Source organism: Streptomyces sp. NPDC005820 (genome assembly GCF_040630255.1).
Classification (GTDB): domain Bacteria; phylum Actinomycetota; class Actinomycetes; order Streptomycetales; family Streptomycetaceae; genus Streptomyces.
Window position 1 is genome coordinate 19,777 of sequence record NZ_JBEXXE010000022.1, and the last position, 25,874, is coordinate 45,650.

Here is a 25,874-nt window from a genome sequence, read left to right on the forward strand (position 1 = left end):
AGGTCTTCCCGGCCGAAGCAGCCGGTCGCGCCGAGGAGTCACCCCTGATGCCGAGCATCACGTCCGCCGAGGTACCCCCTGTCCCGGCGCGATGCCGAAAAGGTGGTCCAAACGACAGGCCCTACTCCGGGCCACTGACACCGGAGGATCGGACTTTCGGCGCGCGGGCCGTGAGGGCCTCCAGGAGGAGGTCGACCGCCTGTTCGAAGGAGCTGTCCTGCACGGCCGGCAGCACATGGCGGACGGTCGTCAGGGCGGGGTGGGCGGCGGGGTCCAGGCCCTGGTAGACGCCGCGCCAGGCCCGGTGGTCGGCCTCGCGCTGGCCGCGCGGGAGCGCCTGGAACGCGGCGTCCATGGCCGCGTGGCCGAGCACGGTGTCGATGAAGGTCAGGTAGAGACGGGTCGCGTCGGCGGGGCCGAAGCCCGCGGAGAGCAGCAGACCGATCCCGGTCTCCACGGCGCGGATCTCGTTCTCGCGCCGGGTCACCCGGTACGAGGCGAAGGCGGCCGCGCGGGGATGGGCGAGGTATCCGGCGCGGACCCGGCGGGCCATCTCGCGCAGGGCGGCCACCCAGTCGTCGCCGGGGACGAAGCCCTCCATGGCGTCGCCGATGATGCGGTCCGCGATGGCGAGCACCAGGTCGTCGGTGTCGTGGAAGTAGCGGTAGAGGGCGGTCGGGTCGCAGCCGAGGGCCGTCCCCAGCCGCCGTACGCTCAGCGCCTCGGGGCCGTGTTCGCCGATCAGCCGCAGCGCGGTCTCCACGATCAGCTCCTCCGACAGCAGGACCCCCGAGCGGGTGGGGCGCCGGCGTCGGCGCTCCGGCGGAACACGCGTGGTCATGACCGGGTTTCCCTTCTTCCGTTCCCTCCGGGCGATCGGGCCCCCTCAGTGAACGGCTCCGGACGCCTTACGTCAACAGGGTTGACCGAAGGTGGACATCAGCTGTTCCATCGCATTTCCGCGCGGCTCTTCCCAGCCCCTCTCCTCCCGAGGAGCCCTTCATGTCCTCCGCCCCGCTCCCGCCCTCCCCGCCGGCCCCGTCCGCCGGAACCGGCGGCCCCGCCCTGCGCCGCTCGCTCGGTGTCGTCGACGGTGTCGCCATCGCCGCCTCCAGCACCGCCGCCACGACCAGCATCGGAATCGGCATGGGCACGATCGCCACGATCGTGGGTCTGCAGGCCCCGGCGCTGCTGCTCCTCGCCTTCCTGCCGGTGCTCGGCATCGCCACCGCCTACGCCCGTCTGAACCGCTCCGAGCCCAACTGCGGCAACGGATACACCTGGGTCGGCAAGACCCTCGGCCCGTGGCCCGGCTTTCTGACCGGCTGGGTCACGCTGGTCGGCTCGGTCGTCTTCTGCGCCTACACCAGCGCGGTCATGGGCTCGGTGGTCCTGATCTTCGCCAACCGGGCCGGCCTGCACTCCCTCGCGGGCCTCGCCCTGGATCCGACGTCCACCGGCATCAGTACGGCCGTGGGACTGCTGCTCCTGGTCGCCTTCACCGCGCTCGCCGTCACCGGGACGCGCACCACCACCCGCTTCCAGTTCGTGCTGCTCGTCTTCGAGTACGCGGTGCTGCTGGGCTTCTGCGGCTGGGCCCTGGTCAGCGGCGACCAGTCCTTCTCCCTGTCCTGGTTCAACCCCTTCGCGATCGGCGACGGCACCGCGTTCGCCCAGGGCATGGTCCTCGCGGTGTTCTTCTTCTGGGGCTGGGACGCGGCCTTCAGTGTCAACGAGGAGACCGAGCGGCCGGACGACGCGGCCCGGGGCGGTCTGATCGCGCTGTTCGCGATGCTCGGCCTGTTCCTGTTCGCGGCGGTCGCCTTCCAGCGGGAGATGAGCCTGACCGAGCTCATCCGCAACGGACCGCAGGCCCTGCCGTACCTCGGGCAGAAGCTGGCCGCCGAGCCCTGGGCCACCCTGCCGCTGGTCGCCCTGATGTTCTCGGCCGCGGCCTCCGTGCAGTCCACGCTGATCCCCACCGCGCGCGGGCTGCTCGCGATGGGCCGGGACCGGACCATGGGCCCGGTGTGGACCCGGGTGCATCCGCGCTACGGCACCCCCGCCGCCGGGACGGTCGTGGTGCTGGCGATCGCCACCGTGATCGCCCTGCTGGCCGTCGCCATCCCCAAGCTGAGCGACATGCTGCTGGCGGCCGTCAACGCCATCGGGCTGCTCGTCGCCCTCTACTACGGTCTCACCGCGCTCGCCTGCGCCGTCCGCTTCCGGTCGGCCCTGCGCGAGGGGCTGCGGTCCGCGCTGCTCGCCGTGTGGGTGCCCGCGGTGTCCAGTCTGGTGCTGCTGGGGCTCGGCTGCTATCTCGGTTACTCGTACCTCACCATGAGCGACCACTTCGCGCTGAGCCCGGACAACGGGTGGTTCATGTTCTCCCTGCCCGCCGTCATCGTCCTCGCCGGCCTCGGCATGGCCGCGGTCGCCAAGTACGTCCGCCGGTCGCCGTACTTCACCACCGGACGCGGCACCGACGCCGAGACGCTCACGCTGCCCATGGACGGCGCGGCGGTCTGAGACCCCGGCCGGCCCCGCCCTCCCCCACCCGTCACCTGCCTCCAGGAGTCCGACCCCATGTCGCAGTACGAGGCCAAGGGCCCCGCCGATCTCGTCCTCACCGGCGGGCCCGTCCACACCGTCGACCCCGCCCGCAGCCGCGCCACGGCCGTGGCCGTGCACGACGGGCGGATCACCGCCGTGGGCCATGCCGAGGTGCACGCGCTGATCGGTCCCGGCACCGAGGTCGTCGACCTCGCCGGGAAGCTGCTGCTCCCCGGGTTCCAGGACGCCCATGTGCACCCGCAGGGCGCGGGCCTGGAACTCGGCCAGTGCCATCTGGCCGACACCGTCGACCCCGCCGAGTATCTGCGGCGGATCCGGGAGTACGCCGACCGCAACCCCGACGCCGAGTGGATCACGGGCGGCGGCTGGTCCCTGGAGGCGTTCCCCGGCGGCGCCCCCACCGCGGCGGCCCTCGACGCGATCGTCCCCGACCGGCCCGTCTTCCTGCCCAACCGGGACCACCACGGCGCCTGGGTGAACAGCCGGGCCCTGGAGCGCGCCGGCATCGACGCCCGTACCCCCGATCCCGTCGACGGCCGGATCGAGCGGGACGCCGAGGGCAACCCCACCGGCATGCTCCAGGAGGGCGCCGTCCATCTCGTGGGCCGGCTGGTGCCCGCCCCCACCCCCGAGGAACAACTGGCCGCCCTGCTGCGGGCCCAGGCCGTGCTGCACGCGCACGGGGTCACCGCCTGGCAGGACGCGATCGTCGGCGCGTACGCCAACATGACCGATCCGGCGCCCGCCTACCGCGAGGCGCGGCGGCGGGGGCTGCTCACCGCCCGGGTGGTCGGCGCGCTGTGGTGGGACCGGGAGCGCGGCGCCGAGCAGATCCCCGAACTCGTCGCCCGCCGCGAGGAGTTGAGCGGGGGACGGTTCCGGGCCGGCACGGTGAAGATCATGCAGGACGGCATCGCCGAGAACCACACCGCCGCGATGCTCGACCCGTATCTCACCGGCTGCGGCTGTGGGTCCGGCACCAGCGGCATCAGCTTCGTCGACCCCGGCGATCTGAAGAAGTACGTCACGGAACTCGACGCGCTCGGTTTCCAGGTGCACTTCCACGCCCTCGGGGACCGCGCGGTGCGCGAGGCGCTGGACGCGGTGGAGGCGGCCCGTACCGCCAACGGGCATCGCGACACCCGCCACCACCTGGCGCATCTCCAGGTGGTCCACCCGGACGACGTACGGCGCTTCCGGCCGCTCGGCGCGACCGCGAACCTGCAGATGCTGTGGGCCGCCCACGAGCCGCAGATGGACGAGCTGACCCTGCCGTTCCTGGGCCCCGAACGCGGCGCCCGGCAGTATCCGTTCGGCGATCTGCTGCGGGCGGGGGCGACGCTCGCCGCAGGCAGCGACTGGCCGGTCAGCAGCCCCGACCCGCTGCAGGCCGTTCATGTCGCGGTCAACCGGGTCTCCCCCGACGCCCCGGCAGGCACCCCCGAGTTCCTGCCCGGTCAGCGACTCGACCTCGGCACCGCGCTCGCCGCGTACACGGCGGGCAGCGCCCATGTGAACCACCTCGACGACCTCACCGGCAGCATCACCGTCGGCAAGGCGGCCGACCTGGTGGTCCTCGACCGGGACCCCTTCACGGGCCCGCCCGCGGAGATCGCGAGCACCCGGGTCCTGCAGACCTTCGTGGCCGGGAAGCGGGTCCACGCGGCGCCGGACGCCTGACCCGGGTCGTCCTCACTGCCCGGCGGCCTCTTCGGCCTCGATGATCCTGCGGAGGGCGAACCGCTGCAGTTTTCCGCTGGTGTTGCGTGGCAGGGCGTCGTGGAAGCGCACGTCGCGGGGGTACTTGTAGGGTGCCAGGACCTGTTTGACGTGGTCCTGGATCTCCTTGGCCTTCACCTCGTCCCCCGCGACGCCGTCCCGCAGCACGACGAACGCGCAGACGACCGAGCCGCGTTCGGGATCGGGCCGGGCGACGACCGCCGATTCGACGACGTCCGGATGGGTGTCGATGGCGGCCTCGACCTCGGGGCCGCCGATGTTGTAGCCGGAGGAGACGATCATGTTGTCGCTGCGGGCGTGGTAGTGGAAGTAGCCGTCCTCGTCCCGGTGGAAGACGTCCCCGGTGATGTTCCAGCCGTCCAGGACGTAGTCGTGCTGGCGGGGGTCGTCGAGGTAGCGGCAGCCGACGGGGCCGATCACGCCGAGCCGGCCGGGCTCGCCGGGGCCGAGTTCCGTGCCGTCCACGTCCAGGACGGCGGCGCGGTAGCCGGGGACGGGCAGGCCGGTGGAGCCGGGGCGGATGGCGTCGCCGGCGGCGGCGATGAAGATGTGCAGCAGTTCGGTGGCGCCGATGCCGTCGACGACCTTGAGTCCGATGCGGCTGTGCAGGTCGTCCCAGGTGGCGCGGGGGATGTGCTCGCCCGCCGAGACGCCGACGCGCAGTCCGGCCAGCCTGCTCTCCGCTCCCTCGCGCAGGATGGCGCGGTAGGCGGTGGGCGCGGTCGCGAGGACGGTCACGCCGTGCTCGTGCACGAGGTCGGCGAGCTGGAGCGGAGTGGCGGACTCGGTGAGCAGGGCGCAGGCCCCGGCCCGCAGCGGGAAGACGACCAGCATGCCGAGGCCGAAGGTGAAGGCCAGGGGTGCGGTGCAGGCGACCAGGTCGTCGGGGACCAGGCCGAGGGTGTGGCGGCCGAAGGTGTTGTCGATGGACAGGATGTCCCGGTGGAAGTGCATGGTGATCTTGGGGACGCCGGTGCTTCCCGAGGTGGGGCCGAGCAGTGCCACGTCGTCGGCGGCGGTGTCGACGTCGGTGAACTCGCCGGATTTGGCGGCGGCCCGGGCAAGGAGGTCCTCGGGGCCGGTGCCCCCGTACTCGACGACGGTCAGCGACGGCAGCACGGAGTCCCGCACGGTGTGCAGGTCCTCGGCAAACCGCGCGTCCACCAGGGCGATCGACGGCCGGGTGCGTTCGACGACCGGGATGATCTCGCGGGCGCGCAGGGCGGCCATGGTGGTGACCACGACTCCGCCGGCCTTGAGGACGGCGAGCCAGCAGGCCACCGTCCAGGGGTTGTTGGGCGAGCGGAGCAGGACGCGTCCGCCCGGTACCAGACCGAGGTCCTCGGTGAGGACCTGGGCGATCCGGTTGGCGCGGGTACGCAGTTCGCCGTACGTCCACACCTCGCCGGCCGGGGTGCGCAGGGCGGGGCGGTCGGGGCCGTGGCGCGAGACGGCGGGATCGAGGAGTTCGGTCGCCGCGTTGAGCCGGTCCGGGTAGTGCAGTTCCGGCGTGCTGAACTCGATCGTCGGCCACTGGTGCGCGGGCGGCAGATGGTCGCGGGTGAAGGTGTCGACGTGCGCCGACGGAGAGAGGGGGAAGGGAGGGGGCAACGGACGTGTCCTTCCGGGATCCCGCCCGGGAGCGGGGCGGGTCAGGCGGGGCGGATCATGCCCTCCTGGGCGACGGTGGCGAGGTGGCGGCGGTCGCGGGTGAAGAAGCGGCCCGTGCCGAGGCCGCGGCCCGCGTCGGCGGCGGCGGCTTCCTGGACGTAGAGGAGCCAGTCGCCCATCGGCGCCGGGCGGTGGAACCACATGGCGTGGTCGAGGCTCGCGGTGACCAGCCCCGGCTGCGACCAGGGCAGGTCGAGGACCCGCAGGACGGGTTCGAGGATCGTGTAGTCGCAGACGTAGGCCAGGGCGGCCAGGTCCCGTTGGGCGTCGGTGAGTCCGTCGACGGGGCGGAGCGGGTCGTAGGGCCTGATCCAGACCGCCTGGTGCGGCAGGCGGTCTCCTTCGACGGTGAGGTAGACCGGGCCGGGGACGTGCCGCATGTCGAAGCCGCGGCCGCCGGACCAGTAGGTCCTGACCTCCTCGGACAGGGGGGCGGCGGCGTGCTGTGCCAGGTACTCGGCCGAGGTGGGCAGGTCCTCGGGGCCGGGCACCTCCTCGGCGAGGGTGGTGTGGAAGGCCGAACCGGCCTCGCCCGCCGTGAAGTTGGCGAGGCAGACGTAGAGCGGCTTGCCGTTCTGGTAGCCGCGCACCTGGCGGGTGCTGTAGCCGCGGCCGTCGCGCAGCACCTCCACCTCGTAGCGGACCTCGGCGCCGATGTCGGCGGGGCGCAGGAAGTAACTGTGCATCGAGTGCGGGGACTTGCCGTCGGTCACGGACCGCATGGCGGCGGCCGCCGCCTGGGCGACCAGGTCGCCGCCGTAGGCCTTGGGCCAGGGGCAGGGCTGGGTGACGGCGGTGAAGGCGAGGTCGAAGTGCTCGGGCTCGGCGGGCTTCAGGGTGACGGCGGCGGTGAAGACGGCGGAGGTCGGTGCGGGAGCCGTCATCGGTCCAGCCGGTACGTGCTCAGGTCGGGCTCCATGGGACGGGCTCCGTTCGGTCGGGCGGTCGGGTCCGGGATCCGATGTCTCGTATTTTTCACGGCCGTCAATTAAAGTCAATACATGTGGTCCGATCGTGGGCCCTGTCAGCACCCGACGCTCCGGAGGCCGGATGACCGCGCGGACGGCCTCGGCGACCGCCCCGGCGGGCGGACGCGAGTCGCGCCCGCCGGCTCTCGGTCGCGTTGTTGATCGCCCTGATGGCGGACCTCGGGGTGGAGAGCCGGGCCGTACGGTCCTCGATACCGCGGATGAAACGCCGCGCGGTGCTGCGCGGCGAGCGGCCGGCGGGGGTCGCCGGTTACACCCCGGCCGACGCGACCGTGCAGACGCTCGCCGAGGGAGATGTGCGCATCTTCCGGCGGACCCGGGCCACCCGGGAGGACGGCTGGGTCCTGGCGGTGTTCTCCGTGCCCGAGTCCGAGCGCGAGAAGCGGCACGAGCTGCGCACGGTCCCGACCCGGCTCGGCTTCGGCACGGCGGCCGCCGGGGTGTGGGTCGCGCCCGGGAACCTGGCGGCCGAGCCACGCCGCACCCCGGAACGCCGGGAGCTGTCCGCGTACGTCGACCTCTTCACCGGCGACCACATCGCCTTCGGGGACCCGCGGGAGAAGATCCGCTCCTGACCCCTTGAGGCGTTCCGGACGTATGTGCCGATGCTGACCCGGTGGCGGCGACTGCCCGACCGGGACCCGGGCCTCCCGCTGGACCTGCTGCCGCCGGACTGGCCGGGGATGGCCGCGGGCGGGCTGTTCGAGCAGCTCGACACCCTGCTGAGACCCGCCGCGGCGGCCCATGCCGCGGCGGTCGTCGGCGCCCGAGGCCGATCACCGTGGGTCAGAGGGTGAGCAGTTCCTCGTGGAAGCCGCCGAAACCGTGCTCGCGGTCGACGAGGTGGATCTCCAGGATCCAGTGGCAGCGGCGGCCCGCCTTGTCGGTGCGGCGCAGCGGGGTGTCGTTGGCGGGGGTGATGTACGACTCGACGTCCGCGCCGTCGATCCACTCGTGCGGGAACTCGCCGACCAGATGCCCGGCGTGCCAGCCGCCCAGCTCCCAGCCGGCCCCGGCGGCCAGCCGCTCGACCTCGGCGTACAGACGCTTGCCGGTGATGTCGGGGTCGCTCTCGAAGTACCGGCGGCCGGCCGCGAAGACCTTCGGCAGATCCTCGCGCAGCCGGTGCTTGACCGGGTCCTCGCCGAGGACGAAGGTCCGCCCGAAGTCGGCCTCGTACTCCTCGAAGATCGGCCCGAAGTCGGCGAACACGATGTCGTCCGCGCCGATCACCCGGTCCGGCGGGTTCTCCTTGTACGGCAGGAGGGTGTTCGGTCCCGAGCGCACGATCCGCTTGTGCCAGTGCCGGGTGGTGCCGAACAGTTCGTTGGCCAGGTCGCGGATCCGGTCACTCACCTCCCGCTCGCCCCGGCCCGGCGCCACGAGCCCGCGCTCCTCGATCTCCGCGAAGAGCCGAACGGCCTTCGCCTGGGCCTCCGACAGCCGTGCGGCGCGGGCGGCTTCGTCATCCGTCATACCCGGGAGGGTACAAGTCCCAAGATCACGGCACGTACCGTGCCTCACGGCCCCGCGGGGCGCACCAGGCCCGTCTGGTAGGCGATGACGACGAGCTGGGCGCGGTCGCGGGCGCCGAGTTTGGTCAGCGAACGCTGGATGTGACTGCGTACGGTCAGGACGCTCAGGACGAGTTCCCCGGCGATCTCGTCGTTGGACCTGCCCCGGGCGGCGAGCGCGGTGACCTCGCGTTCGCGGGGCGTGAGGGTGGCCAGGCGCTCCGGTGACGCCAGCAGGGCGCCGGGGGCCGGGGCGGCTAGGAAGCGGGTGATGAGGGCGCGGGCGAGGTCGACCGCCTCGGCACCGTTCGCGGCCTCGCCGACCACCTCCAGGTCCTCGCAGGAGTCGATGAGCAGCCGGAACGTGCCCCGCAGCAGAGCCTGGTCGTCGGCCAGCAGGACGCGGACGGTCACCGGACCGCCTCGCGTTCAGCGGCTTGGTGTTCTGGGGCTTGGTGTTCTGCGGCTTCGTGGGCTGGCGCCTCGTGTTCCGGAGCCTTGCCTTCTTGCGGCTTGCCTTCTGGCGCCTTGCGTTCTGCCGCCCCGTTTCCTGCCGCCTCGTGTTCTTCCGGGGCGAGGGACTGGAGCGGCAGGGCGGTGGTCACCTCGCAGCCGCCCCCGGGGCGTGGGCCGGCCCGCAGGTCTGTGCCCACCGAGTGGGCGCGTTCGCGCATGCCCATCAGACCGAAGCCGCCGCCGCCCGGCTCGGCCGAAGGCGTGGTGGCGGCGTCGTCGTTGGTGAGTCCATCGCGGATCCGCCGGCCTCGACGGTCAGACCGGCCTCCCGCGCCCGGTCGGCGGCCTTCTCCAGCGCCGTCCGGCTGGCGTCGGTGACCTCGGCGGACGGCACCTTGTAGGTGACGGTCGCGTACGCCGTCGAGCCGTCCGCGCCGACCGCCTTCGTCTCGAAGGGGTCCGCGACGGCGGCGACCTGCGTACCGCGGGCCAGGGCGTGCACGGTGTCCTCGATGGCGGCCCGCTCGTCCGAGGCGGTCACCTTGCGCCCGTCCGGGGCGACGAACACGACACGGGCGGTGGCCCCGTCGGCGGCGGAGCCGGGGAAGCGCTCGCCCAGCAGGTCGAACGCCTTCTGGGACTCGATGCCCGGCGCCGAGAACTCCTCGTCGGAGGCTCCGGGCGCCTGCGCCGCACCCAGTCCCACGGCGGCCAGGACCGCCGCCCACAGCAGGGCGACGTACCAGCGCCGCCGGAAGGCCAGACGGCCCAGTCGGTAGAGAAAAGCAGCCACGTCAGCGAACTCCCGATCCGATCTCGCTTGCCCGCCCACACTCCCCCGGCGGGGGCCTCCGCGTCGTCGTGCGGCTACTGGCACCGCGAGCTACCGAAATCGGAGGACGCCCTACTGGTACGTCCCGGGCCGCGTTCTCCTCCGCCGGTACTACGACCACCGCCGACAGGTCCGGCGCCCTTCGGACGCCCCGCGGTCAGTCGCCGACGGCGGCCAGGCAGTACCCCGGCGCGCCGGATGTGGTCGGGCCGTCTACGGGCTCCGGTCGAGGGTGGCGCGGGTCATGAGGCCGGCCAGGGCGGAGCGGGACGGGACGGATGTCTTGCGGTAGATGGCGGACAGGTGGGTCTCGACGGTGCGGCGGCTGAGGAACAGCTTGGTGGCGATGGCCTGGTTGCCGAGTCCTTCGGCGACGAGTTCGGCGATCTGGCGTTCGCGTGCGGTGAGCTGGTCGAGTTCGGTCGGGGCGGGCGGGGGCTCCTCGGTGCGGGGGCGTACGAGTGCCGCCAGGTCGGTGAGGAGGCGGGCGCCGCCGGTCTCGGCGAGGCGCTGGGCGTGTTCCCACAGTGCGACGGCGCGCGGGTGGTCGCCCGTCGCCTGTGCCTGGGTGGAGGCCAGCAGGAGGGAGTAGGCCTGCCAGAGGCCGGCGCCGGAGGGGGCGTAGGCGCGGGCGGCGTCCTGGAGGAGGCGTGCGGCGGTGTGGGGGTCGCCGTGGTGCTGGGCGAGGGCGGCCCGGGCGCGCAGGGCGGCGGCGCGCTGGCCGTCGAGGTCGATGCGGTCGGCTTCGGCGGTGGCCTGGGCGGCCCAGCGCTCGGCCTGGTCGGGGTCGCCGGTGGCGAGGGCGGTGGCGACGAGGGTGTCGAGCTGGCCGGGGCGGGTGGAGGGCTGCAGGCCGAGGAGTTCGGGGCCGCCGGCGCGCAGGATGGCGTCCTGGGCGCGGTGGGGGTCGCCGCTGACCAGGGCCGTATGGCCGAGGACGCATCCGGCGAGCGACGCCCACCAGTGGCGGCTGGGGCCGGCGGCGGCCACGGCCTCCTCGGCCGTGCAGAGGGCCTGGGTGTCGCCGAGCGGTCGGTGCAGCAGGAGGATGAGTGCTTTGAAGCTCAGGGTGAAGGCGAGCAGGTCGCCCCCGGCGACGGCCCGGGCGACGGTTTCGGCCTCCTCGGCCGCCGCGAGGGCGGTGGGCAGCCGGCAGGTGGTGAGGTGGACGAAGGCCCGGGCGGTGAGCAGGTGGGGCAGGACATGGACCTGGCCCGCGCGGCGGGCGAGGTCCAGTGCGCGGTCGGTGTGGCGTTCGGCGTCGGCGTAGCGTTCCAGGAGGGCTTCCGCCCAGGCCAGCCAGACCAGCGCCTCGGAGAGTTCGGTGAGGTCGGGGTCGGTCAGTCCGTCGGCGAGCGCGGCGGCGGAGTCGGCCGACCGCGTCGCCGTTGCCGTCTCCCCCTCATAGGCCTCGCCCAGCGCGGCCAGGGCCAGCGCGCCCAGTTCTCCCATCGGGTCGTGGTGGGAGCGGGCGAGTGCGAGGGTGCGCTGGATGTCGTCGCGGACGGCCGGGTAGCTGACGGTGTTCAGGGCGGCCGTGCCGAGCGCGAGGCCCAGGGAGACCGCCTGGCGCGGGCCGGGCCCGGGATCACGGGTCAGTTCCCGCCGCAGCAGGGCACTCGCCTCCGGGGAATGCCCCAAGTACCGTTCCATCAGGGCGCACAGCGCCGTCGCGTCCCCGCGCAGCACCGCCTCGTGCGGTCCGCAGCCGCTGATCAGGGTGTGCAGCAGATCCCGGCTCTCGCGCAGGCTCCCGCCGACCGCGAGCGCCCTCGCCCGGGCCAGTGTCAGCTCACCCCGCCGGCCCGCGTGAGCGGGGGTGTCCGGCATCAGCCGCAGGACCACCTCCAGCAGGTGCGCGGCCGTCGCGGGAGCGGTGGGCGCGCACTGCGCGGCGGCCTCGGTCAGCACCTCCGCCGCCACCGGGTCCCACCCCGTCAGCGACCGCTCCACATGATGAGCCCGCTCGGCCGCACCGGCCCCCCTGCGCGTCAGCTCCTCCGCCACCGCGCGGTGCAGCGCGGCCCGGCGCAGTGCGGGAATGTTCTCGTAGACCAGCGCCCGCACCAGCGGATGACGCAGCACCCACCGTCCGTCGGCGCCCATGCGCAGCAGATCCCGCCGCACCGCCGCACCGGTACCGGCGTCCAGCTCCTCCGCCGAGGAGTCTGCGGACACCGCCCGCAGCAGGCCGGACGTGGCATGGTCCCCCAGGACCGCCACCGCCTCGACCACACCGCGCTCCACCGTGCTCAGCGCCCCCACCTCCTCCAGCAGCAGCGCCGCCAGCCCCTCCGGCACCCCCGAAACAGCGACCTCCCGGGCCGCGGGTACGGCCCCGCCCTGCCTGCGGGCATCCAGCAGACACCGCAGATACAGCGGATTGCCCTCGCCCGCCGCGTACAGCCCCCGCGCCTCCTCCAGCGGCAGATCCGCGGCGAGCGCCTCGATCCACTCCCGCTCCGGCAACGGCCCCAGCCGCACCCCGAGCACCGCACCCCGGTCCACCCCACGGGCCAGCGCGGCAGCCGGCGCGTACGGCGTCTGCCGCTCCCGCCGGGCCACCACCAGCACCACCCGCCCGCCCACCGGATGCCGGATCAGCTGATCCAGCAGTTCCAGCGACGCCGGATCCGCCCAGTGCAGATCGTCCAGCGCCACCATCACCCCACCGTGCCGCCCCGCGAGAGCGCCCAGTACCTCCGCCACAGCCCGGTACCGGCCGAACCGGTCACCACCGCGCATCCCCGCCGACCCCGCCACACCCGCCGCACCCGCACCCACCCCGAACACCACCGCGCCCGCAGCCTCCGGCACCCCGCCCGACGCCAGAAACGCGGGATCGGCATCCGCGAAGGCGTCCGTGAACACCTGGAACGGTGTGTACCGCTCGAACTCGGTCGCCGTCCCCCGCAACACCACCAGCCCCGCCCGCCGCGCCCGCGCACAGACCTCGCCGAGCAGCCGGCTCTTGCCCAGCCCCGCGTCCCCGGAGATGTCGACCACGGCGGGAACGTCCGCCCGCCCGAGACCGGCGATCACCTCGTCGAGCCGCGCGAGTTCCCCGGCCCTGCCGACCAGCCGTATCGCCGTCCCGTCCGTCTCGGGCACCGATTCATCTCCGTCCGTCCGTGTCGTACCGCTTGCGGTCATCATGCCCGGAAGGGCCTGCGACCAGGTGGCAACCGTTGTGGCCGCCACCGTCGTCCTCTTCCGGAGCCCGGTGATCGTCGCCGGGGCGTGCGGAAGTGGAGGACGCCTGATGTTCGCCCTGCTCGTGGTGCGACTGACGGGACTGGACGCGGGATCCGCGCTCGCGGTTCCCATGGTGCTCTTCCCCTACGGCGCCGCACTGAGCGTCCTGCTGCTGGTGACCGTGGCCACCGTGCCCGGGCTGCGCTCGCGGTGGACGGTGGCCGTGGTCGCGCTGCTGGCGGTCGCGCAAGTCGCCGTGCTGGTACCGCGCTTCCTGTCCGACGAGCGGCATGTCCCGGCCGGGGCGGCCGAGTTGCGGGTGGCCACGCTCAACGCGCATGTCGGCGGGGTGGATCCGCAGGCGGTGCTGCGGCTGGTGCGGGCCGAGCGGATCGACGTACTGGCCGTGCAGGAGCTGACCCGGGCCGGGGTCGCCGCGTTCGCCGAGGCGGGTCTGGGCCGGCTGCTGCCCCACCAGGAGCTCCACCCCGAGAACGACTCCTCGATCTACTCTCGGCTCCCGCTGACCGACGCCGGTCCGCTGGACGCCGGGACCACCTGGCCGCAGACCACGGCGGAGGTGACCGTGGGCGGCCGGGCCGTCCGGCTGGTGGCCGTCCACACGTACTACCCGCTCGGTGACGCCGACCGCTGGACACGGGACTTCACCGCGCTCACCTCCGTCACCCGGGACGACGGCCCGGACACCGTCTTCCTGGGCGACTTCAACGCCTCCCTCGACCACGCGCCGATGCGCTCGCTGCTGGCGGCGGGGCTCACGGACACACACGCCGAGCTCGGCCGCGGCTGGGCCCGCACCTGGCCCGCGGGCCAGGCGCTCCTCCCGCCCCTGGTCCAGCTCGACCACGTCCTGCACGGCCCGGGCCTGACGGGGGTCTCCGTCGGCGAACGGACCCTGCCGGGCACGGACCACCGGGCGGTGGTCGCGGTGCTGGCGGTACGGCCCGGTGAGTGAGGGCTTTGTGTGCCGGCCGGGGTCCTCGTCCGGATGGAGGCCCGCCGGCCGGACCGGTGCGCACAGGTCGCGCCCGTCGCCGTCCTCGCCCGGCGCCGGTCAGGGGTGGGAGGCGTCCCAGCGCGCCGCACCCGTGGGGGTGGGGGACGGGCCGGTGGCCGGCCGGTCCGTGGCGCAGGCCGTGGGATCGCTCGGGGTGAGTAGCCGGTAGGCGGCGACACGCTCCGTGCGGAACGCCACGTCCGCGTCCGCCGAACCGGTCGGCTCCGGTGTGCTCTCCGGCAGTTCGGCGCCGGTCAGCGGTGCGCCCGGATACACGGCCGCCAGCACCCCGGCGCAGACCCCGTCCACGCCGACGGGAAGGACGGAGGGGAAGCCGACGGTACGGGTCCTGGACCCGTCCGTGTCGAGCCGGTAGCGCAGGACGGAGGACAGCTCCGTGCCGTGCCCCTCCCCCATGAGCGTCCAGAACTGGACCTGCGCCTCGAGCGGGCGGCACAGCGGCCGGACATCCCCGGTGCGCGGCGCGCGGACGACGACCGAGGCGTCCGCGTACGCCGATGCGGCCCCGTCGACGGTCCCGCGGAAGGTCACCGCGGCCTTCAGCCACGCGGTCCGTTCCCGTTGCGTCCATGCGCCGTCGGCACGGCAGCCGCCGGTCCGCGCGTCCGGGGACGCATTCGAGCAGCCGGTCGCGAGCAGCGCGATCCCCGCCGCGTACGCCGTCAGCGCGCCACGGCGCGGACGGGTCCGGGGCCGGGGCCGGGGCCGGGTCCTGTGCATGGTCTCCCTCAGCGATCGGAACGGGCGGTCGGCAGTCTGCGGGGGCCTCGCCGGGCGCCGGGGGCGTCGAAGGCCCGCTGTGTCCGTTGCGTGATCAAGGAGGTGGCCGGGTGGACGGCGCGGGGTGCGCAGTCCGTCTCGTACCAAAGGTCCCACAGGGCTCCCCGGCAGACGGTTTGCCGATCTCCGGACCACTTTTCGACGATTCGTAGCCGAATTCGCCAAACAGTTGAGCGGTTGTCGTCCGCTCTTCACGATTTCCCTGTCAAGTGCCCGACGGCCAGGCCTCGGGCCCCCCGCTGCAGAAGCGAGTCGAGCATGGTGCGCGTCCGTGCGTCTCTGTCCCAGCTGCCCGCCTACGTCCCGGGCCGCAAACTGCCCGGGGCCGTGGTGCTGGCCAGCAACGAATCCCCGCACGGGCTGCTGCCCGGAGTGGCGGCGACCCTCGTGGAGTCCGCCGGCGGTGTGTCGCGGTACCCGGATCTGCACGCCGCCTCGCTGATCGAGGCGCTGGCCGAGCACCACGGCGTGGAGCCGGACCGGATCGCGGTGGGCGCGGGGTCCTCCGAGGTGTGCGGGCAGTTGCTGCACACCGTGGTCGGGCCGGGCGACGAGGTGGTCTTCGGCTGGCGGTCGTTCGAGGCCTACCCGATCCTGACCGCCGTCGCGGGCGGTACGGCGGTACGGGTGCCGCTGCGGGACCACGCCCTCGACCTCGACGCGATGGCGGCGGCGATCACCGCCCGGACCCGGCTGGTGTTCGTGTGCAACCCGAACAACCCGACCTCCACGGCGGTCGGCGCGCGGGCGCTCACCGAGTTCGCGGACCGGGTGCCGCGGGACGTGCTGATCGTGGTCGACGAGGCGTACCGGGAGTACGCCGATCCGGCGCGGGTCCCCGACGGTCTCGCGCTGCTCGGCGACCGGCCGAACGTGGCGGTGCTGCGGACCTTCTCGAAAGCGTACGGCCTGGCGGGCCTGCGCGTCGGCTACTGCGTCGCGCCGCCCGGGATCGCCGGGCACGTACGGCGGACGCAGGTGCCGTTCAGCGTCAGCGCCCTCGCCCAGCGGGCGGCGGTCGTGGCGCTCGGCGAGCGGGCGGAGGTCGCCCGGCGGGCCGCGCTCACGGTCGCCGAACGCGACCGGGTCGCCGGGCGGCTGCGCGCGCTCGGCCACGACGTGCCGGACTCCCAGTCCAACTTCGTCTGGCTGCCGCTCGGCAACGACAGCGGGGACTTCGCCCTGCACTGCGCGGACGGCAGGGTCATGGTCCGCCCGTTCCTCGGCGAGGGCGTCCGGGTGACGATCGGGCTGCCGGAGGAGAACGACGCCCTGCTCGCGCTCGCGGCGAGCTGGAGAGGCTGACGGCCATGCGCCCCGGTCCCTACGAACGGCACCGCGAGCTGCTGCACGGGATGGTCCGCGCGCTCGCCGCCGGTGAGTGCCGTCGCCCCTTCACGGAGGCGACCGGCCAGGACGCGGCCGACGCGGGCATGAGGTCGACCCGCACCGCGGGCAAGGTGTTCCACTCGCTGCTGGGGCGGCCCTTCGAGCTGGGGCAGCCCGGCGAGGCGGGCCGTGTGCGCACGGAGTCCTCGCCGTACGGCGTCGGGCCGGCCGTCTCCTATCCGCGCTGCGAGCCCGCCGAGCTGGTCGCGGCGGCCGGGCGGGCGGCGGCCGGCTGGCGGGCCGCGGGGCCGTACCGGCGGGCCGGGCTCGCCGTGGAGATCCTGCGCCTGCTCAACACCCGCAGCCACGAGCTGGCCCTGGCGGTGCACCACACGACCGGCCAGACCCTCGAGGCCGCGTTCCGGGCCGCCGGACCGCGCGCCCAGGACCGGGCCCTGGAGGCGGTGGCCCGGGCCTTCGCGGAGTCGGAGCGCGTCCCGGCGGACCTGCACTGGGAGAGCGCCGGACGGGGCGGTCGGCCGCGTGCGCTGCGGGACACCTGCACCCTGGTGCCCAGGGGGGTGTCGCTGCTGGTCGGCTGTCCCGACTTCCCGCTCTGGAACGGCTGGCCGGGCCTGTTCGCGAGCCTGGTGACCGGCAACCCGGTGATCGTGGCCCCGCATCCGCGCTCGGTGCTGCCGCTGGCGATCACGGTACGGGTCGCCCGGCAGGTGCTGGCCGAGGCCGGACACTCCCCGGACCTGGTGACGCTGGCGGTGGCGGAGCCGGAGCGGCGGGTGCACCGGCGGCTGGCCACGGACCCGGCGGTGCGGATCGTCGACTTCACCGGCTCCGGGCGCTTCGCGAACTGGCTGGAGCGGCACGCCTGCCAGGCGGTGGTGTTCGCCGACCGGACGGGGCTGAACACCGTGCTCGTGGACTCCACCGACGACTACCGGGGACTGGTGCGGGGGCTCGCCCTGGCCGCGTGCCGGTGTCACGGCACCGTGCGCACCACCCCGCAGAACATCCTGGTCCCGGAGCGGGGCTTCGCCACCGACGAGGGGCACAAGACGCTGCGGGACCTCGGGGCCGACGTCGGTGACGCCGTGGACCGGCTGCTCGGGCACCCCGCCCGGTCGGCGCGGCTGCTGGGGGCGATCACCGGTGAGGAGGTGCGGGCCGCCCTGGCGGAGGCCGCGCGCTGCGGTCCGGTGCTGCGCTCCTCGGGTGCGATGGCCCACCCGGACCATCCGGGGGCCGAGCTGCGCGGCCCGCTGCTGGTGCGGCTGCGCGCCTCGGACGAGCGGGTCTACACCCGCGAGTGGCCCGGGCCCGTCACCTTCCTGGTGGGCACCGAGTCGACCTCGCACGGTCTGGACCTGCTGCGCCGCACGGTGGGCCGGCACGGGGCGCTGTACGCCGCGGTGCACTCCACCGATCCGCTGGTGCTGGCGGCGGCCGAGACGGCGGCGCTGGACGCCGGGGTGCATCTCGTGGAGAACCTCGACGACCTGCCCGCCGACCCGTCCTCGGCCTTCGCCGACCTGCCGGGCTCGGGTGCCGACTTCATCACCGGGCGGTTCCGGGTGGTGCGCTCGCGCCGGCACGCGCCGTCGTCGGCGCCGGTGCCGGCCCGCCTCGACGTCGCCGCCGAGCTGGTCCACGTATGACCGGATTCAGTCGGTCCAGGTGGCGCCGCGCCCCCGCACCTCGTCGAAGACCAGCCAGGTGCGGGTGGAGCGCACCCCGGGCACCGCGTGGATGCTCTCCAGGACGACCCTGCGCAGCGTCAGGTTGTCGGGTGCGCGCACCAGCACCAGGGCGTCGAAGTCGCCCGTCACCAGGGCGACATGCTCCACGTACGGGATCGCGCGCAGCTCGCGGGAGATGTCCCGCCAGGCGTTCTGCTCGATGCTCAGCGTGACGTAGGCGCTGGTGCCGAGGCCGGCCCGCTGGGGGTTGAGCTGCGCGGTGAAGCCGGTGATGACGTCCTCGGCGACCAGCCGCCCGATCCGGGTGTAGGCGTTGGCCCGGGAGATGTGCACCTGCTCGGCGAGCGCGCGGACCGAGATACGGCCGTCCTCGAGGAGGCGGCTCAGGATCTGCCGGTCGATGTCGTCGAGCGGGACGGCAGTTCGTCCGGCCATCGACGCCGACAGCGAGGTTTCCTCGGACACATTGTCCTCCCAGGCGCTTCCATCCGGCAGTTCATCGCCGGTTCTGCCGAGCTATTGAACACATATTCCGCGATGCCCACCATTCTCCTGTCAAGCGTCCAGAGAAAGCGAGTGCCCCCCATGTCCGTGAAGAGCCTCCGGCAGACGGTCCAGGGCCTCCTGCCGTCGCTGACGCCGGTGCGGTTCGTGGCCGAGGACGGCACCCCCGTCGCCCGGCCGCCCGCCGACTACGCGGAGCCCCCGGTGGAGACCCTGCGCGAGGCGTGGCGGCGGATGGTCCTGGGCCGCCGGTTCGACACCCAGGCGACCGCCCTGACCAAGCAGGGCCGCCTCGCCGTCTATCCGTCCAGCCGCGGCCAGGAGGCCTGCCAGGTCGGCGCGGTGCTCGCGCTGCGCCCGGACGACTGGCTGTTCCCGACCTACCGCGACTCGGTCGCCCTGGTGACCCGGGGCATCGCCCCGGTCGAGGTGCTGACCCTGCTGCGCGGCGACTGGCACTGCGGCTACGACCCCGCCGCCACCCGGGTCGCCCCGCAGTGCACCCCGCTGGCCACCCAGGTGCTGCACGCGACCGGCATGGCCGAGTCCCTGCGCCGCAAGGGCGAGGACGGGGTGGCGATGGCGCTGATCGGCGACGGCGCCACCAGTGAGGGCGACTTCCACGAGGCGCTGAACTTCGCCGCCGTGTTCCGGGCGCCGGTCGTGTTCTTCGTGCAGAACAACCAGTACGCGATCTCGGTGCCGCTGGCCCGGCAGACCGCGGCGCCCTCGCTGGCGTACAAGGGCATCGGCTACGGGGTGCGCTCCGAGCAGGTCGACGGCAACGACCCGGTCGCGGTCCTGGCGGTGCTGGCCTCGGCCGTCGCACACGCCCGTGCCGGGAGCGGCCCCGTCCTCGTCGAGGCGCACACGTACCGCATGGACGCGCACACCAACGCCGACGACGCCACCCGCTACCGGCAGGACGACGAGGTCGAGCGGTGGCGGGCCGCCGACCCGGTCGCGCGGCTGGAGACGTATCTGCGCTCGCGCGGCGCGCTCACCGACGCCGACGTGGCGGCGGTGCGGGAGGAGGCCGAGGAGCTGGCGGCGGCGCTGCGCGCGGGCATGAACGCGGACTCCGTGCTCGACCCGCTGGAGCTGTTCGACCACGTCTACGCCGAGCCGACCCCTCAACTGCGGGAGCAGCGCGCCCAGTTGGCGGCCGAGCTCGCCGCAACCACCCAGGCCCAGGAGGACTGACGACGATGGCCAAGGTCACGATGGCGCAGGCGCTCAACACCGCCCTGCGCGACGCGCTCGGCGAGGACGAACGGGTCCTCGTCTTCGGGGAGGACGTCGGCCCGCTCGGCGGGGTCTTCCGCATCACCGACGGGCTGACCCGCGACTTCGGCGAGGAGCGCTGCTTCGACACCCCGCTCGCGGAGGCCGGCATCGTCGGTCTCGCGGTCGGCATGGCGATGGGCGGGTTCCGGCCCGTGGTGGAGATGCAGTTCGACGCCTTCGCGTACCCGGCGTTCGAGCAGATCGCCTCGCATGTCGCCAAGACGCGCAACCGCACCCGGGGCCGGATCGGGCTGCCGATGGTGATCCGGGTGCCGTACGCGGGCGGGATCGGCGGGGTGGAGCACCACTGCGACTCCAGCGAGGCGTACTACGCGCACACGCCCGGCCTGAAGGTGGTCACGCCGGCCACCGCCGAGGACGCGTACTGGCTGCTGCGGGACGCGATCGCCGACCCCGATCCGGTGGTCTTCCTGGAGCCGAAGAAGCTGTACTGGTCGCGCGAGGAGGTTGATCTGGAGACGCGCCGGGCGCGGCCGTTCGGGCAGGCGGCGATCCGGCGGGCGGGCCGGGACGCCACGCTCGTCGCCTACGGCCCGTCGGTGCCGGTGGCCCTGGCCGCGGCGGAGGCCGCCGCCGAGGACGGGATCGAGCTGGAGGTCGTGGACCTGCGGACGCTGGTGCCCTTCGACGACGGGACCGTCGCGGAGTCGGTGCGCCGGACCGGGCGCTGTGTGGTCGTCCAGGAGGCGCAGGGCTTCGCCGGGGTCGGTGCGGAGATCGCGGCCCGGGTGCAGGAGCGCTGCTTCCACTCGCTCGCGGCGCCCGTGCTGCGGGTGACGGGCTTCGACATCCCCTACCCTCCGCCGAAGCTGGAGCACGCGCATCTGCCCGGCGTCGACCGGATCCTGGACGCGGTCGACCGTCTCCAGTTCACCGACGAGCCCGACACCCGGCACCTGCCGCAGCCGCAGGGGGTGGCCGCATGACCACCGCGACAGCGAGCGAGCAGCTGTTCCGCCTGCCCGACCTCGGCGAGGGGCTGACCGAGGCGGAGATCGTCGAGTGGAAGGTGGCCGTCGGCGACACGGTCACGATCGACCAGGTCGTGGTCGAGGTGGAGACCGCCAAGGCCGCCGTCGAGGTGCCGGTGCCGTACGCCGGGACGGTCCTGCGTCTGCACGCCGAGGCGGGGACGGCCCTGGCGGTGGGGGAAGCGCTGATCACCGTGGGCTCCGCGGCACCCGCACCGGGCGAGGCCGCCGCCGAGCGCTACCGGGAGGAGGAGCAGGCCGGCTCGGGCAACGTCCTGATCGGCTACGGCACCGGCCACGCCCCGGCCCCACGCCGTCGCCGCCCCCGTATCGGCACTACGACGATCAGCACACCACCGACCGGAATCGCACCGCCGACCGCCACGGGGCCGGCGGCCGGCACGGGGCCGTCGGCCAGCACAGCACCGGTGGCCAGCACGGGGCCGTCGGCCAGCACAGCACCGGTGGTCGGCTCGGCGCCGGCCGCCACGGGGCCGTCGGCCGGCACGGGGCTGGCCGCCACGGGGCCGGTTAGCGGCGCGACGTCGGTGGCCGGCACGGGGCCGGTGGCTGGCACGGCACCGGCCGCCACGGGGCCGTCGGCCGGCACGGCGTCGGTGGCCGCCACGGGGCCGTCGGCCGGCGCGGCGTCGGTGGCCGGCACGGCGTCGGTGGCCGGCACGGCGTCGGTGGCCGAGGGTGCTTCGGTGGCCCGGTCCGGAGACCCGAGCGCGTCGCACGCCCCCCGTGTCATCTCCCCCCTCGTCCGCAGGCTCGCCCGGGACCACGGCGTCGACCTCGCCGCGCTGGTGCCGTCCGGTCCCGCCGGGGTCGTCCTGCGGCGAGACGTGGAACAGGCCGTCGCCCACACCGCGCCGGCCTCTGCCGCGCCCGCAGCCGAGTCCGCACCCGCACCCGCGTCCGCAGCCGAGTCCGCAGCCACAGCCACAGCCACAGCCACAGCCGCACCTGAGCAGCCCTCGGCGGGCCCCACCCGCATCCCGCTCCGGGGTGTCCGCAGGGCCGTCGCCGACAAGCTCTCCCGCAGTCGCGCCGAGATCCCCGACGCCACCACCTGGGTCGATGTGGACGCGACCGGACTGCTCCAGGCCAAGAAGGCGCTGGAGGCCGCCGAACCCGGCCGCCGTGTCGGCCTGCTGGCGCTGCTGGCCCGGATCTGTGTCGCCGGTCTGCGCCGCCACCCGGAGCTCAACTCGGCGGTGGACACCGAGCGTCGGGAGATCCTGCGGTACGACGAGGTGCACCTGGGCTTCGCCGCGCAGACCGACCGCGGTCTGGTCGTCCCCGTCGTACGCGACGCCCACCGGCTGACGACGGTCCAACTCTCCGCGGAGCTGGCCCGGACCACCGAGCTGGCCCGGACCGGGAAGCTGCCGCCCGACCGGCTGACCGGGGGCACCTTCACCCTCAACAACTACGGTGTGTTCGGTGTCGACGGCTCCACGCCGATCATCAACCACCCCGAGGCGGCGCTGCTCGGCGTGGGCCGGATCATCGACAAACCCTGGGTGGTGGACGGCGAGTTGACCGTCCGCAAGGTCACTCAGCTGTCGCTCAGTTTCGACCACCGGGTCTGCGACGGCGGCACCGCCGGCGGCTTCCTGCGGTTCGTGGCCGACTGCGTGGAACGCCCGGCGATCCTGCTCGCCGACGTCTGACCCGAACCGTCCTTCGGCCGGGACCGCCGCGCGGCACCGTCAGAGGCCGAGGTGCCGGAGGGTGCGGGCCGTGTGGCCGCGGAGGGAGCGGGACCAGCCCGGGACGCCGCCGGGGATGTCGGTGGCGTCGGCGTGGACGAGGACCGTCAGGGCCTCGTCCGGCAGGGCCGTCGGCCGGCGGCGGGCCGCCGCGACGGCCGCCGTCACCCGGACCGTGGCGTCCGGGGACTCCAGGCACGCGGTCAGGGCGGTGAGTTCGCCGGGGCCGAGGGGGCCGGGGAGGTGGGCCAGGGCGAGGTTGGCGGACGCCCTGGCGGGGGCGGGACCGTGCGGGACGGCGGTGAGTGCCTCCGGCAGGCCGGCCGTGTGCGGGTACCAGACGGCCAGGGCTGCCGCGTGGGCCGCCACGACGGGGTCGGGGTCGTGCAGCAGGCCGAGGAGGGACGTCGTATGGCGTCCGGCCGCGTGATAGGCGTCGGCGGCCCAGCGCAGAGCCACGGCGTCGGCCACCTCGGCCACGGACTCGGGGTCCGGCTCGTCCTCCTCGAACAGGACGCGGAGCACCGCCCGTTCGTCCTCGGGGCCGATCCGGTCGGCCTCGGCGAAGGCCTGTGCGGGGTCGAAGGGGAGCAGGTCGTCGGGCAGGTCGCCGACGGCGACGGCGTGCAGGAGGCCGAGGACGGTGGCCCGGTCCGGTGCTGCGGGGGTGTCGAGGAGGGCGACCAGGGGAGCGACGACGTGTGCGCTCGCGGGCCAACGGGTGCCCTGGTGGTACACGTTGCCGGTGAGGGCCGACACGGCCGCGCGGCGGACCGCCGGATCCGGGTCCGCCAGCGCGGCCAGCTGCCCGGGTACGTCGGCCGCCCGGCCGTACGCGTGGTGGAGCCGGCTCCAGTCGGCCGGGGGCGGGGTGCTCACGGGGCCGGAGCCTACGCACCGCCTCAGGTGACGGGCAGTCCGTAGGCCCGGTCGAAGTGCTGGGCCACCAGGTGTCCGGCCCCGTCGCAGGAGAGCTGCCAGTCGTTGACGCCGGTCTCGCGGCCGTCGGTGAAGTTCCACAGCAGACGGCCGGAGGCGGTGTCGATGGCGTAGAAGCCGTCCTTGTTCTCGTACGCGGGGACGTAGACGGCGTGTGCGCCGACCGCGATCGGGTTGTCGACGTTGAGGCGGGGCGTCTCGCAGAACCAGCGGCGGGTGCCGTTGGCCGCGTTGAAGGCGTGGACGCCGTACGGCTCGGTGCCGATGGCGTAGACCGTGTTGCCGGCCGCGCCGAGGGAGGCGAACATGCCGCGCTCCGCCTTGACCTGCCAGCGGATCTTCCCGGTGGGCAGGTCCAGGGCGATGAACTCGGAGCCGATGGCGAACACGGTCCGGCCGAGCACGGCCAGCCCGGGCCGCAGGTCGTAGCCCACCTGGTGCCGCCAGCGCAGGCTGCCGCCGTCACGGGTGTCGCGGACCGCGACGTTGCGCAGTCCGTCGGCGTAGACGAAGTAGCTGGAGGTGATGACGGGCTGCAGGGGGACGCCGACGTCCTCGGGGTCGATGGGGATGACGAGGGCCTGGCGGGTCCGGAGGTCGACGCCGAAGACGGTGCTGGTGGAGGTCGCCACGCCCTGCTCCCCCGACCGGCGCTCCAGGCTGGCGCCGAGGACCGAGATGGCGTAGCCGTCGTAGCTGCCCAGCAGTTGGTCGAACTGGTAGTCCTCGCCGAAGTCGAGGGTGAACCTCTCGGTGCCGTCGGCCGGGTCGACGCCGATCAGGGTCGCCCCCGTCCCGCCGAGCGCGACCGCCGCGCCGTACGTCAGCAAGACGGGCGTGGGGGAGAGGCTGATGCCCTGGTAGGCCCACTTGGGCTGGGCGCCGTTCGTCACGTCGAGGCAGATCATGGTGCCGGGGCGGGTCTTGAGCAGGGCCGTGCCGTTCTGGAAGACGGCCGGGGCCTGCAGCAGCGGGCCGCCCCGGAAGACCCAGGCCGGCTCGGGCGCGGGGCCGGCCGGGCGCACTCCCGGTCGGCTCGGCCTTCTGCGGGCGGCCACGACGGCCGCGCCCCCGATGAGCCCCGTGCCGGCGGTCGCCGCGGCGGTGAGGAGGGTGCGCCGGGAGACCCGGGAGCGGGTGCGGGCCCGATGGGGCGTGGGGGTGGCGGAACGTTCCGGCGCCGGGGTGTCCGCCCCTCCCCGGGGCCCCGCCTGCACCGGGTCGAACGCCGTCGCGCGGCCCGGCGCGGCCTCCGGTCGCTGTCCGAGGACATGGAGTTCCGCTTCCGGCGCATCGGTGGCGAGACCTCCGGCGTAGTCGTCCCGGTCCCCCGGCTCACCCGTGCGCCCGGCGCCGCGGGCACCGGCCGGGCCACCCCCACGGGGGCAGTCACCGCCACCGGCACCGCCCTGATCACCGGCGGCGGCGGTGTCGTACGAGGACCAGCCCACCGTCGCATAGGCCGCTCCGCCCCGGCCGGACGCGTACGGCCGCGGCTCGGGCACATCGGCGGAGGCGGCCGGTTCCGCGCTGCGCACGCCGTCGGGCCCTCCCGTGGCACGGGCCAGATCCGTCGCGATCGCCCGGCGCTCCGCGAGCGCCGCGGCCGCCCGGTGCGCGGTGACCATGTCGGCCACGGGTCCCGGCAGCCAGCCCTCGGTCAGCACCTGTTCGGCGCCGCCGGGCGCACAGGCGGCGGAGAGCCGGTCGGGGTCGATCCGCAGGGCCGGGTCCTTGGCGTGACAGAGGCTGATGATCTTGTCCAGTGGCTCGGGCACCTGGGTCAGATCGGCCGAGCCGTGGACCACCTGGTAGAGCAGCGCGGCTCCGGCCGCCCCGCCGAAGGGAGCGTGTCCGGACGCGGCGAACGCGAGCACCGAGCCGAGGCAGAAGACGTCTCCCTCCGGCCCCATCTGCCCCCCGGTGGCCTGTTCGGGGCACATGTAGTCGAGGGAGCCGAACAGGGAGCCGTCGCCGGTGAGTTCATAGCCGTCCCGGGCGCGGACGATGCCGAAGTCGATGACGCGCGGGCCGTCGGCGGCCAGCAGCACGTTGGACGGTTTGAGGTCGCGGTGCACCAGCCCCTCGGCGTGCACCGCCATGAGCGCCTCGGCGATCCCGGCGCCCAGCGCGAGGACCGTCTCCACCGGCAGCGGTCCGTGTTCGGCGACCGCCTCGGCGAGGGTGGGGCCGGCCACGTAGTCGGTGGCGAGCCAGGGTGTCTCGGCGTCCGGCGCGGCGTCCACCACCGGCGCCGTGTAGACGCCGCCGACCGCCGCCGCCGCGGCCACCTCACGGCGGAAGCGGATGCGGAACTTCCTGTCCTCGGCCATCTCGGGCCGGATGACCTTGACCGCGACGGTGCGGCCGTCCGAGGACCGCGCCAGATAGACCCGGCCCATGCCGCCCGCTCCGAGCCGGGCCAGGAGCCGGTAGGGCCCTAGCTGTTCGGGATCTTCCGGGCGCAGTGTTTTCATGCCCTCGGCCGCCTGTTCTCGGTGGGGTCTGGCAGCAGACTGGGTGGGGTCTGGCAACAGACTAGAGGCAGGTGTGCGGGACGAGAGACGTTCATGAACGCCCTCGTCGATTACCCGAAGGTA

General features: G+C 74.2%; 20 protein-coding genes and 2 pseudogenes. 10 read left to right on the plus strand and 12 right to left on the minus strand.

The window, feature by feature from the left end:
• Positions 1 to 121 precede the first annotated feature (121 nt).
• On the minus strand, positions 122 to 841 hold the full coding sequence (locus tag ABZ464_RS26250; protein ID WP_359280304.1) for a TetR/AcrR family transcriptional regulator: 720 nt from the start codon (positions 839 to 841) through the stop codon (positions 122 to 124).
• Between the two features lie 161 nt (positions 842 to 1,002).
• On the opposite strand from ABZ464_RS26250, the gene ABZ464_RS26255 reads away from it, so the two are divergent.
• Both ABZ464_RS26255 and ABZ464_RS26260 read left to right on the plus strand, forming a co-directional pair.
• Positions 1,003 to 2,529 carry an APC family permease gene (locus ABZ464_RS26255; RefSeq protein ID WP_359280306.1) on the plus strand — a complete coding sequence of 509 codons (1,527 nt, stop codon included), beginning with the start codon at positions 1,003 to 1,005 and terminating at the stop codon, positions 2,527 to 2,529.
• 57 nt (positions 2,530 to 2,586) lie between these two features.
• Complete coding sequence (locus tag ABZ464_RS26260; RefSeq protein WP_359280307.1) at positions 2,587 to 4,254, plus strand: amidohydrolase; 1,668 nt, start codon at positions 2,587 to 2,589, stop codon at positions 4,252 to 4,254.
• Positions 4,255 to 4,266: 12 nt separating this feature from the next.
• On the opposite strand, the gene ABZ464_RS26265 is transcribed toward ABZ464_RS26260, so the two are convergent.
• On the minus strand, positions 4,267 to 5,925 hold the full coding sequence (locus tag ABZ464_RS26265; protein WP_359280309.1) for an AMP-binding protein: 1,659 nt from the start codon (positions 5,923 to 5,925) through the stop codon (positions 4,267 to 4,269).
• A gap of 41 nt (positions 5,926 to 5,966) precedes the next feature.
• The gene (locus ABZ464_RS26270; protein ID WP_359280310.1) at positions 5,967 to 6,869 is read right to left on the minus strand and encodes an acyl-CoA thioesterase domain-containing protein; all 903 of its coding nucleotides are present in this window, start codon (positions 6,867 to 6,869) and stop codon (positions 5,967 to 5,969) included.
• A 254-nt stretch (positions 6,870 to 7,123) separates the two neighbouring features.
• On the opposite strand from ABZ464_RS26270, the gene ABZ464_RS26275 reads away from it, so the two are divergent.
• Both ABZ464_RS26275 and ABZ464_RS26280 read left to right on the plus strand, forming a co-directional pair.
• Positions 7,124 to 7,549 (plus strand): hypothetical protein, encoded by a 426-nt coding sequence (locus ABZ464_RS26275; protein ID WP_359280311.1) that lies wholly within the window; start codon positions 7,124 to 7,126, stop codon positions 7,547 to 7,549.
• A 30-nt stretch (positions 7,550 to 7,579) separates the two neighbouring features.
• Positions 7,580 to 7,771 (plus strand): PaaX family transcriptional regulator C-terminal domain-containing protein, encoded by a 192-nt coding sequence (locus ABZ464_RS26280; RefSeq protein ID WP_359280486.1) that lies wholly within the window; start codon positions 7,580 to 7,582, stop codon positions 7,769 to 7,771.
• On the opposite strand, the gene ABZ464_RS26285 is transcribed toward ABZ464_RS26280, so the two are convergent.
• From ABZ464_RS26285 to ABZ464_RS26305, 5 genes and pseudogenes are all read right to left on the minus strand, one after another.
• Complete coding sequence (locus tag ABZ464_RS26285; RefSeq protein WP_359280312.1) at positions 7,761 to 8,450, minus strand: M24 family metallopeptidase; 690 nt, start codon at positions 8,448 to 8,450, stop codon at positions 7,761 to 7,763. The genes ABZ464_RS26280 and ABZ464_RS26285 overlap by 11 nt on opposite strands.
• Positions 8,451 to 8,494: 44 nt before the next feature.
• Entirely contained in the window at positions 8,495 to 8,902 is a 408-nt protein-coding gene (locus ABZ464_RS26290; protein ID WP_359280314.1) for a LuxR C-terminal-related transcriptional regulator, read from the minus strand.
• Positions 8,899 to 9,186: pseudogene (locus tag ABZ464_RS26295) on the minus strand (hypothetical protein); the annotation flags it as partial. The gene ABZ464_RS26290 and the pseudogene ABZ464_RS26295, both read right to left, overlap by 4 nt.
• A 44-nt stretch (positions 9,187 to 9,230) precedes the next feature.
• Positions 9,231 to 9,737: pseudogene (locus tag ABZ464_RS26300) on the minus strand (MMPL family transporter); the annotation flags it as partial.
• Positions 9,738 to 9,989: 252 nt separating this feature from the next.
• The gene (locus tag ABZ464_RS26305) at positions 9,990 to 12,887 is read right to left on the minus strand and encodes an AAA family ATPase (protein WP_359280315.1); all 2,898 of its coding nucleotides are present in this window, start codon (positions 12,885 to 12,887) and stop codon (positions 9,990 to 9,992) included.
• Between the two features lie 67 nt (positions 12,888 to 12,954).
• Between ABZ464_RS26305 and ABZ464_RS26310 the strand changes: the two genes are divergently transcribed.
• Positions 12,955 to 13,947 carry an endonuclease/exonuclease/phosphatase family protein gene (locus tag ABZ464_RS26310; protein ID WP_359280317.1) on the plus strand — a complete coding sequence of 331 codons (993 nt, stop codon included), beginning with the start codon at positions 12,955 to 12,957 and terminating at the stop codon, positions 13,945 to 13,947.
• A 99-nt stretch (positions 13,948 to 14,046) separates the two neighbouring features.
• On the opposite strand, the gene ABZ464_RS26315 is transcribed toward ABZ464_RS26310, so the two are convergent.
• Positions 14,047 to 14,730, minus strand: a complete 684-nt coding sequence (locus ABZ464_RS26315) for a hypothetical protein (RefSeq protein ID WP_359280318.1) — start codon at positions 14,728 to 14,730, stop codon at positions 14,047 to 14,049.
• 318 nt (positions 14,731 to 15,048) lie between these two features.
• On the opposite strand from ABZ464_RS26315, the gene ABZ464_RS26320 reads away from it, so the two are divergent.
• Both ABZ464_RS26320 and ABZ464_RS26325 read left to right on the plus strand, forming a co-directional pair.
• Complete coding sequence (locus ABZ464_RS26320; RefSeq protein WP_359280320.1) at positions 15,049 to 16,095, plus strand: histidinol-phosphate transaminase; 1,047 nt, start codon at positions 15,049 to 15,051, stop codon at positions 16,093 to 16,095.
• Between the two features lie 5 nt (positions 16,096 to 16,100).
• On the plus strand, positions 16,101 to 17,792 hold the full coding sequence (locus ABZ464_RS26325; RefSeq protein WP_359280321.1) for an aldehyde dehydrogenase family protein: 1,692 nt from the start codon (positions 16,101 to 16,103) through the stop codon (positions 17,790 to 17,792).
• A 6-nt stretch (positions 17,793 to 17,798) separates the two neighbouring features.
• On the opposite strand, the gene ABZ464_RS26330 is transcribed toward ABZ464_RS26325, so the two are convergent.
• On the minus strand, positions 17,799 to 18,269 hold the full coding sequence (locus ABZ464_RS26330) for an Lrp/AsnC family transcriptional regulator (protein ID WP_359280488.1): 471 nt from the start codon (positions 18,267 to 18,269) through the stop codon (positions 17,799 to 17,801).
• 150 nt (positions 18,270 to 18,419) lie between these two features.
• Between ABZ464_RS26330 and pdhA the strand changes: the two genes are divergently transcribed.
• From pdhA to ABZ464_RS26345, 3 genes are read left to right on the plus strand one after another with little or no spacing between them, the layout of a single operon-like run.
• Positions 18,420 to 19,541 carry a pyruvate dehydrogenase (acetyl-transferring) E1 component subunit alpha gene (gene pdhA / locus ABZ464_RS26335; RefSeq protein ID WP_359280322.1) on the plus strand — a complete coding sequence of 374 codons (1,122 nt, stop codon included), beginning with the start codon at positions 18,420 to 18,422 and terminating at the stop codon, positions 19,539 to 19,541.
• A gap of 5 nt (positions 19,542 to 19,546) precedes the next feature.
• Positions 19,547 to 20,572, plus strand: coding sequence for an alpha-ketoacid dehydrogenase subunit beta (locus ABZ464_RS26340; RefSeq protein WP_359280323.1), 1,026 nt, complete (start codon positions 19,547 to 19,549; stop codon positions 20,570 to 20,572).
• A complete protein-coding gene (locus ABZ464_RS26345) occupies positions 20,569 to 22,296 on the plus strand; it encodes a 2-oxo acid dehydrogenase subunit E2 (RefSeq protein WP_359280324.1) in 1,728 nt (575 codons plus the stop codon). The genes ABZ464_RS26340 and ABZ464_RS26345 overlap by 4 nt, the downstream gene beginning before the upstream one ends.
• A gap of 39 nt (positions 22,297 to 22,335) precedes the next feature.
• Here ABZ464_RS26345 and ABZ464_RS26350 read toward each other — a convergent pair whose 3' ends face one another.
• Together ABZ464_RS26350 and ABZ464_RS26355 are read right to left on the minus strand one after the other, a co-directional pair.
• The gene (locus ABZ464_RS26350; RefSeq protein ID WP_359280325.1) at positions 22,336 to 23,214 is read right to left on the minus strand and encodes a hypothetical protein; all 879 of its coding nucleotides are present in this window, start codon (positions 23,212 to 23,214) and stop codon (positions 22,336 to 22,338) included.
• Positions 23,215 to 23,237: 23 nt separating this feature from the next.
• The gene (locus tag ABZ464_RS26355) at positions 23,238 to 25,751 is read right to left on the minus strand and encodes a protein kinase (RefSeq protein WP_359280327.1); all 2,514 of its coding nucleotides are present in this window, start codon (positions 25,749 to 25,751) and stop codon (positions 23,238 to 23,240) included.
• Positions 25,752 to 25,874 lie beyond the last annotated feature (123 nt).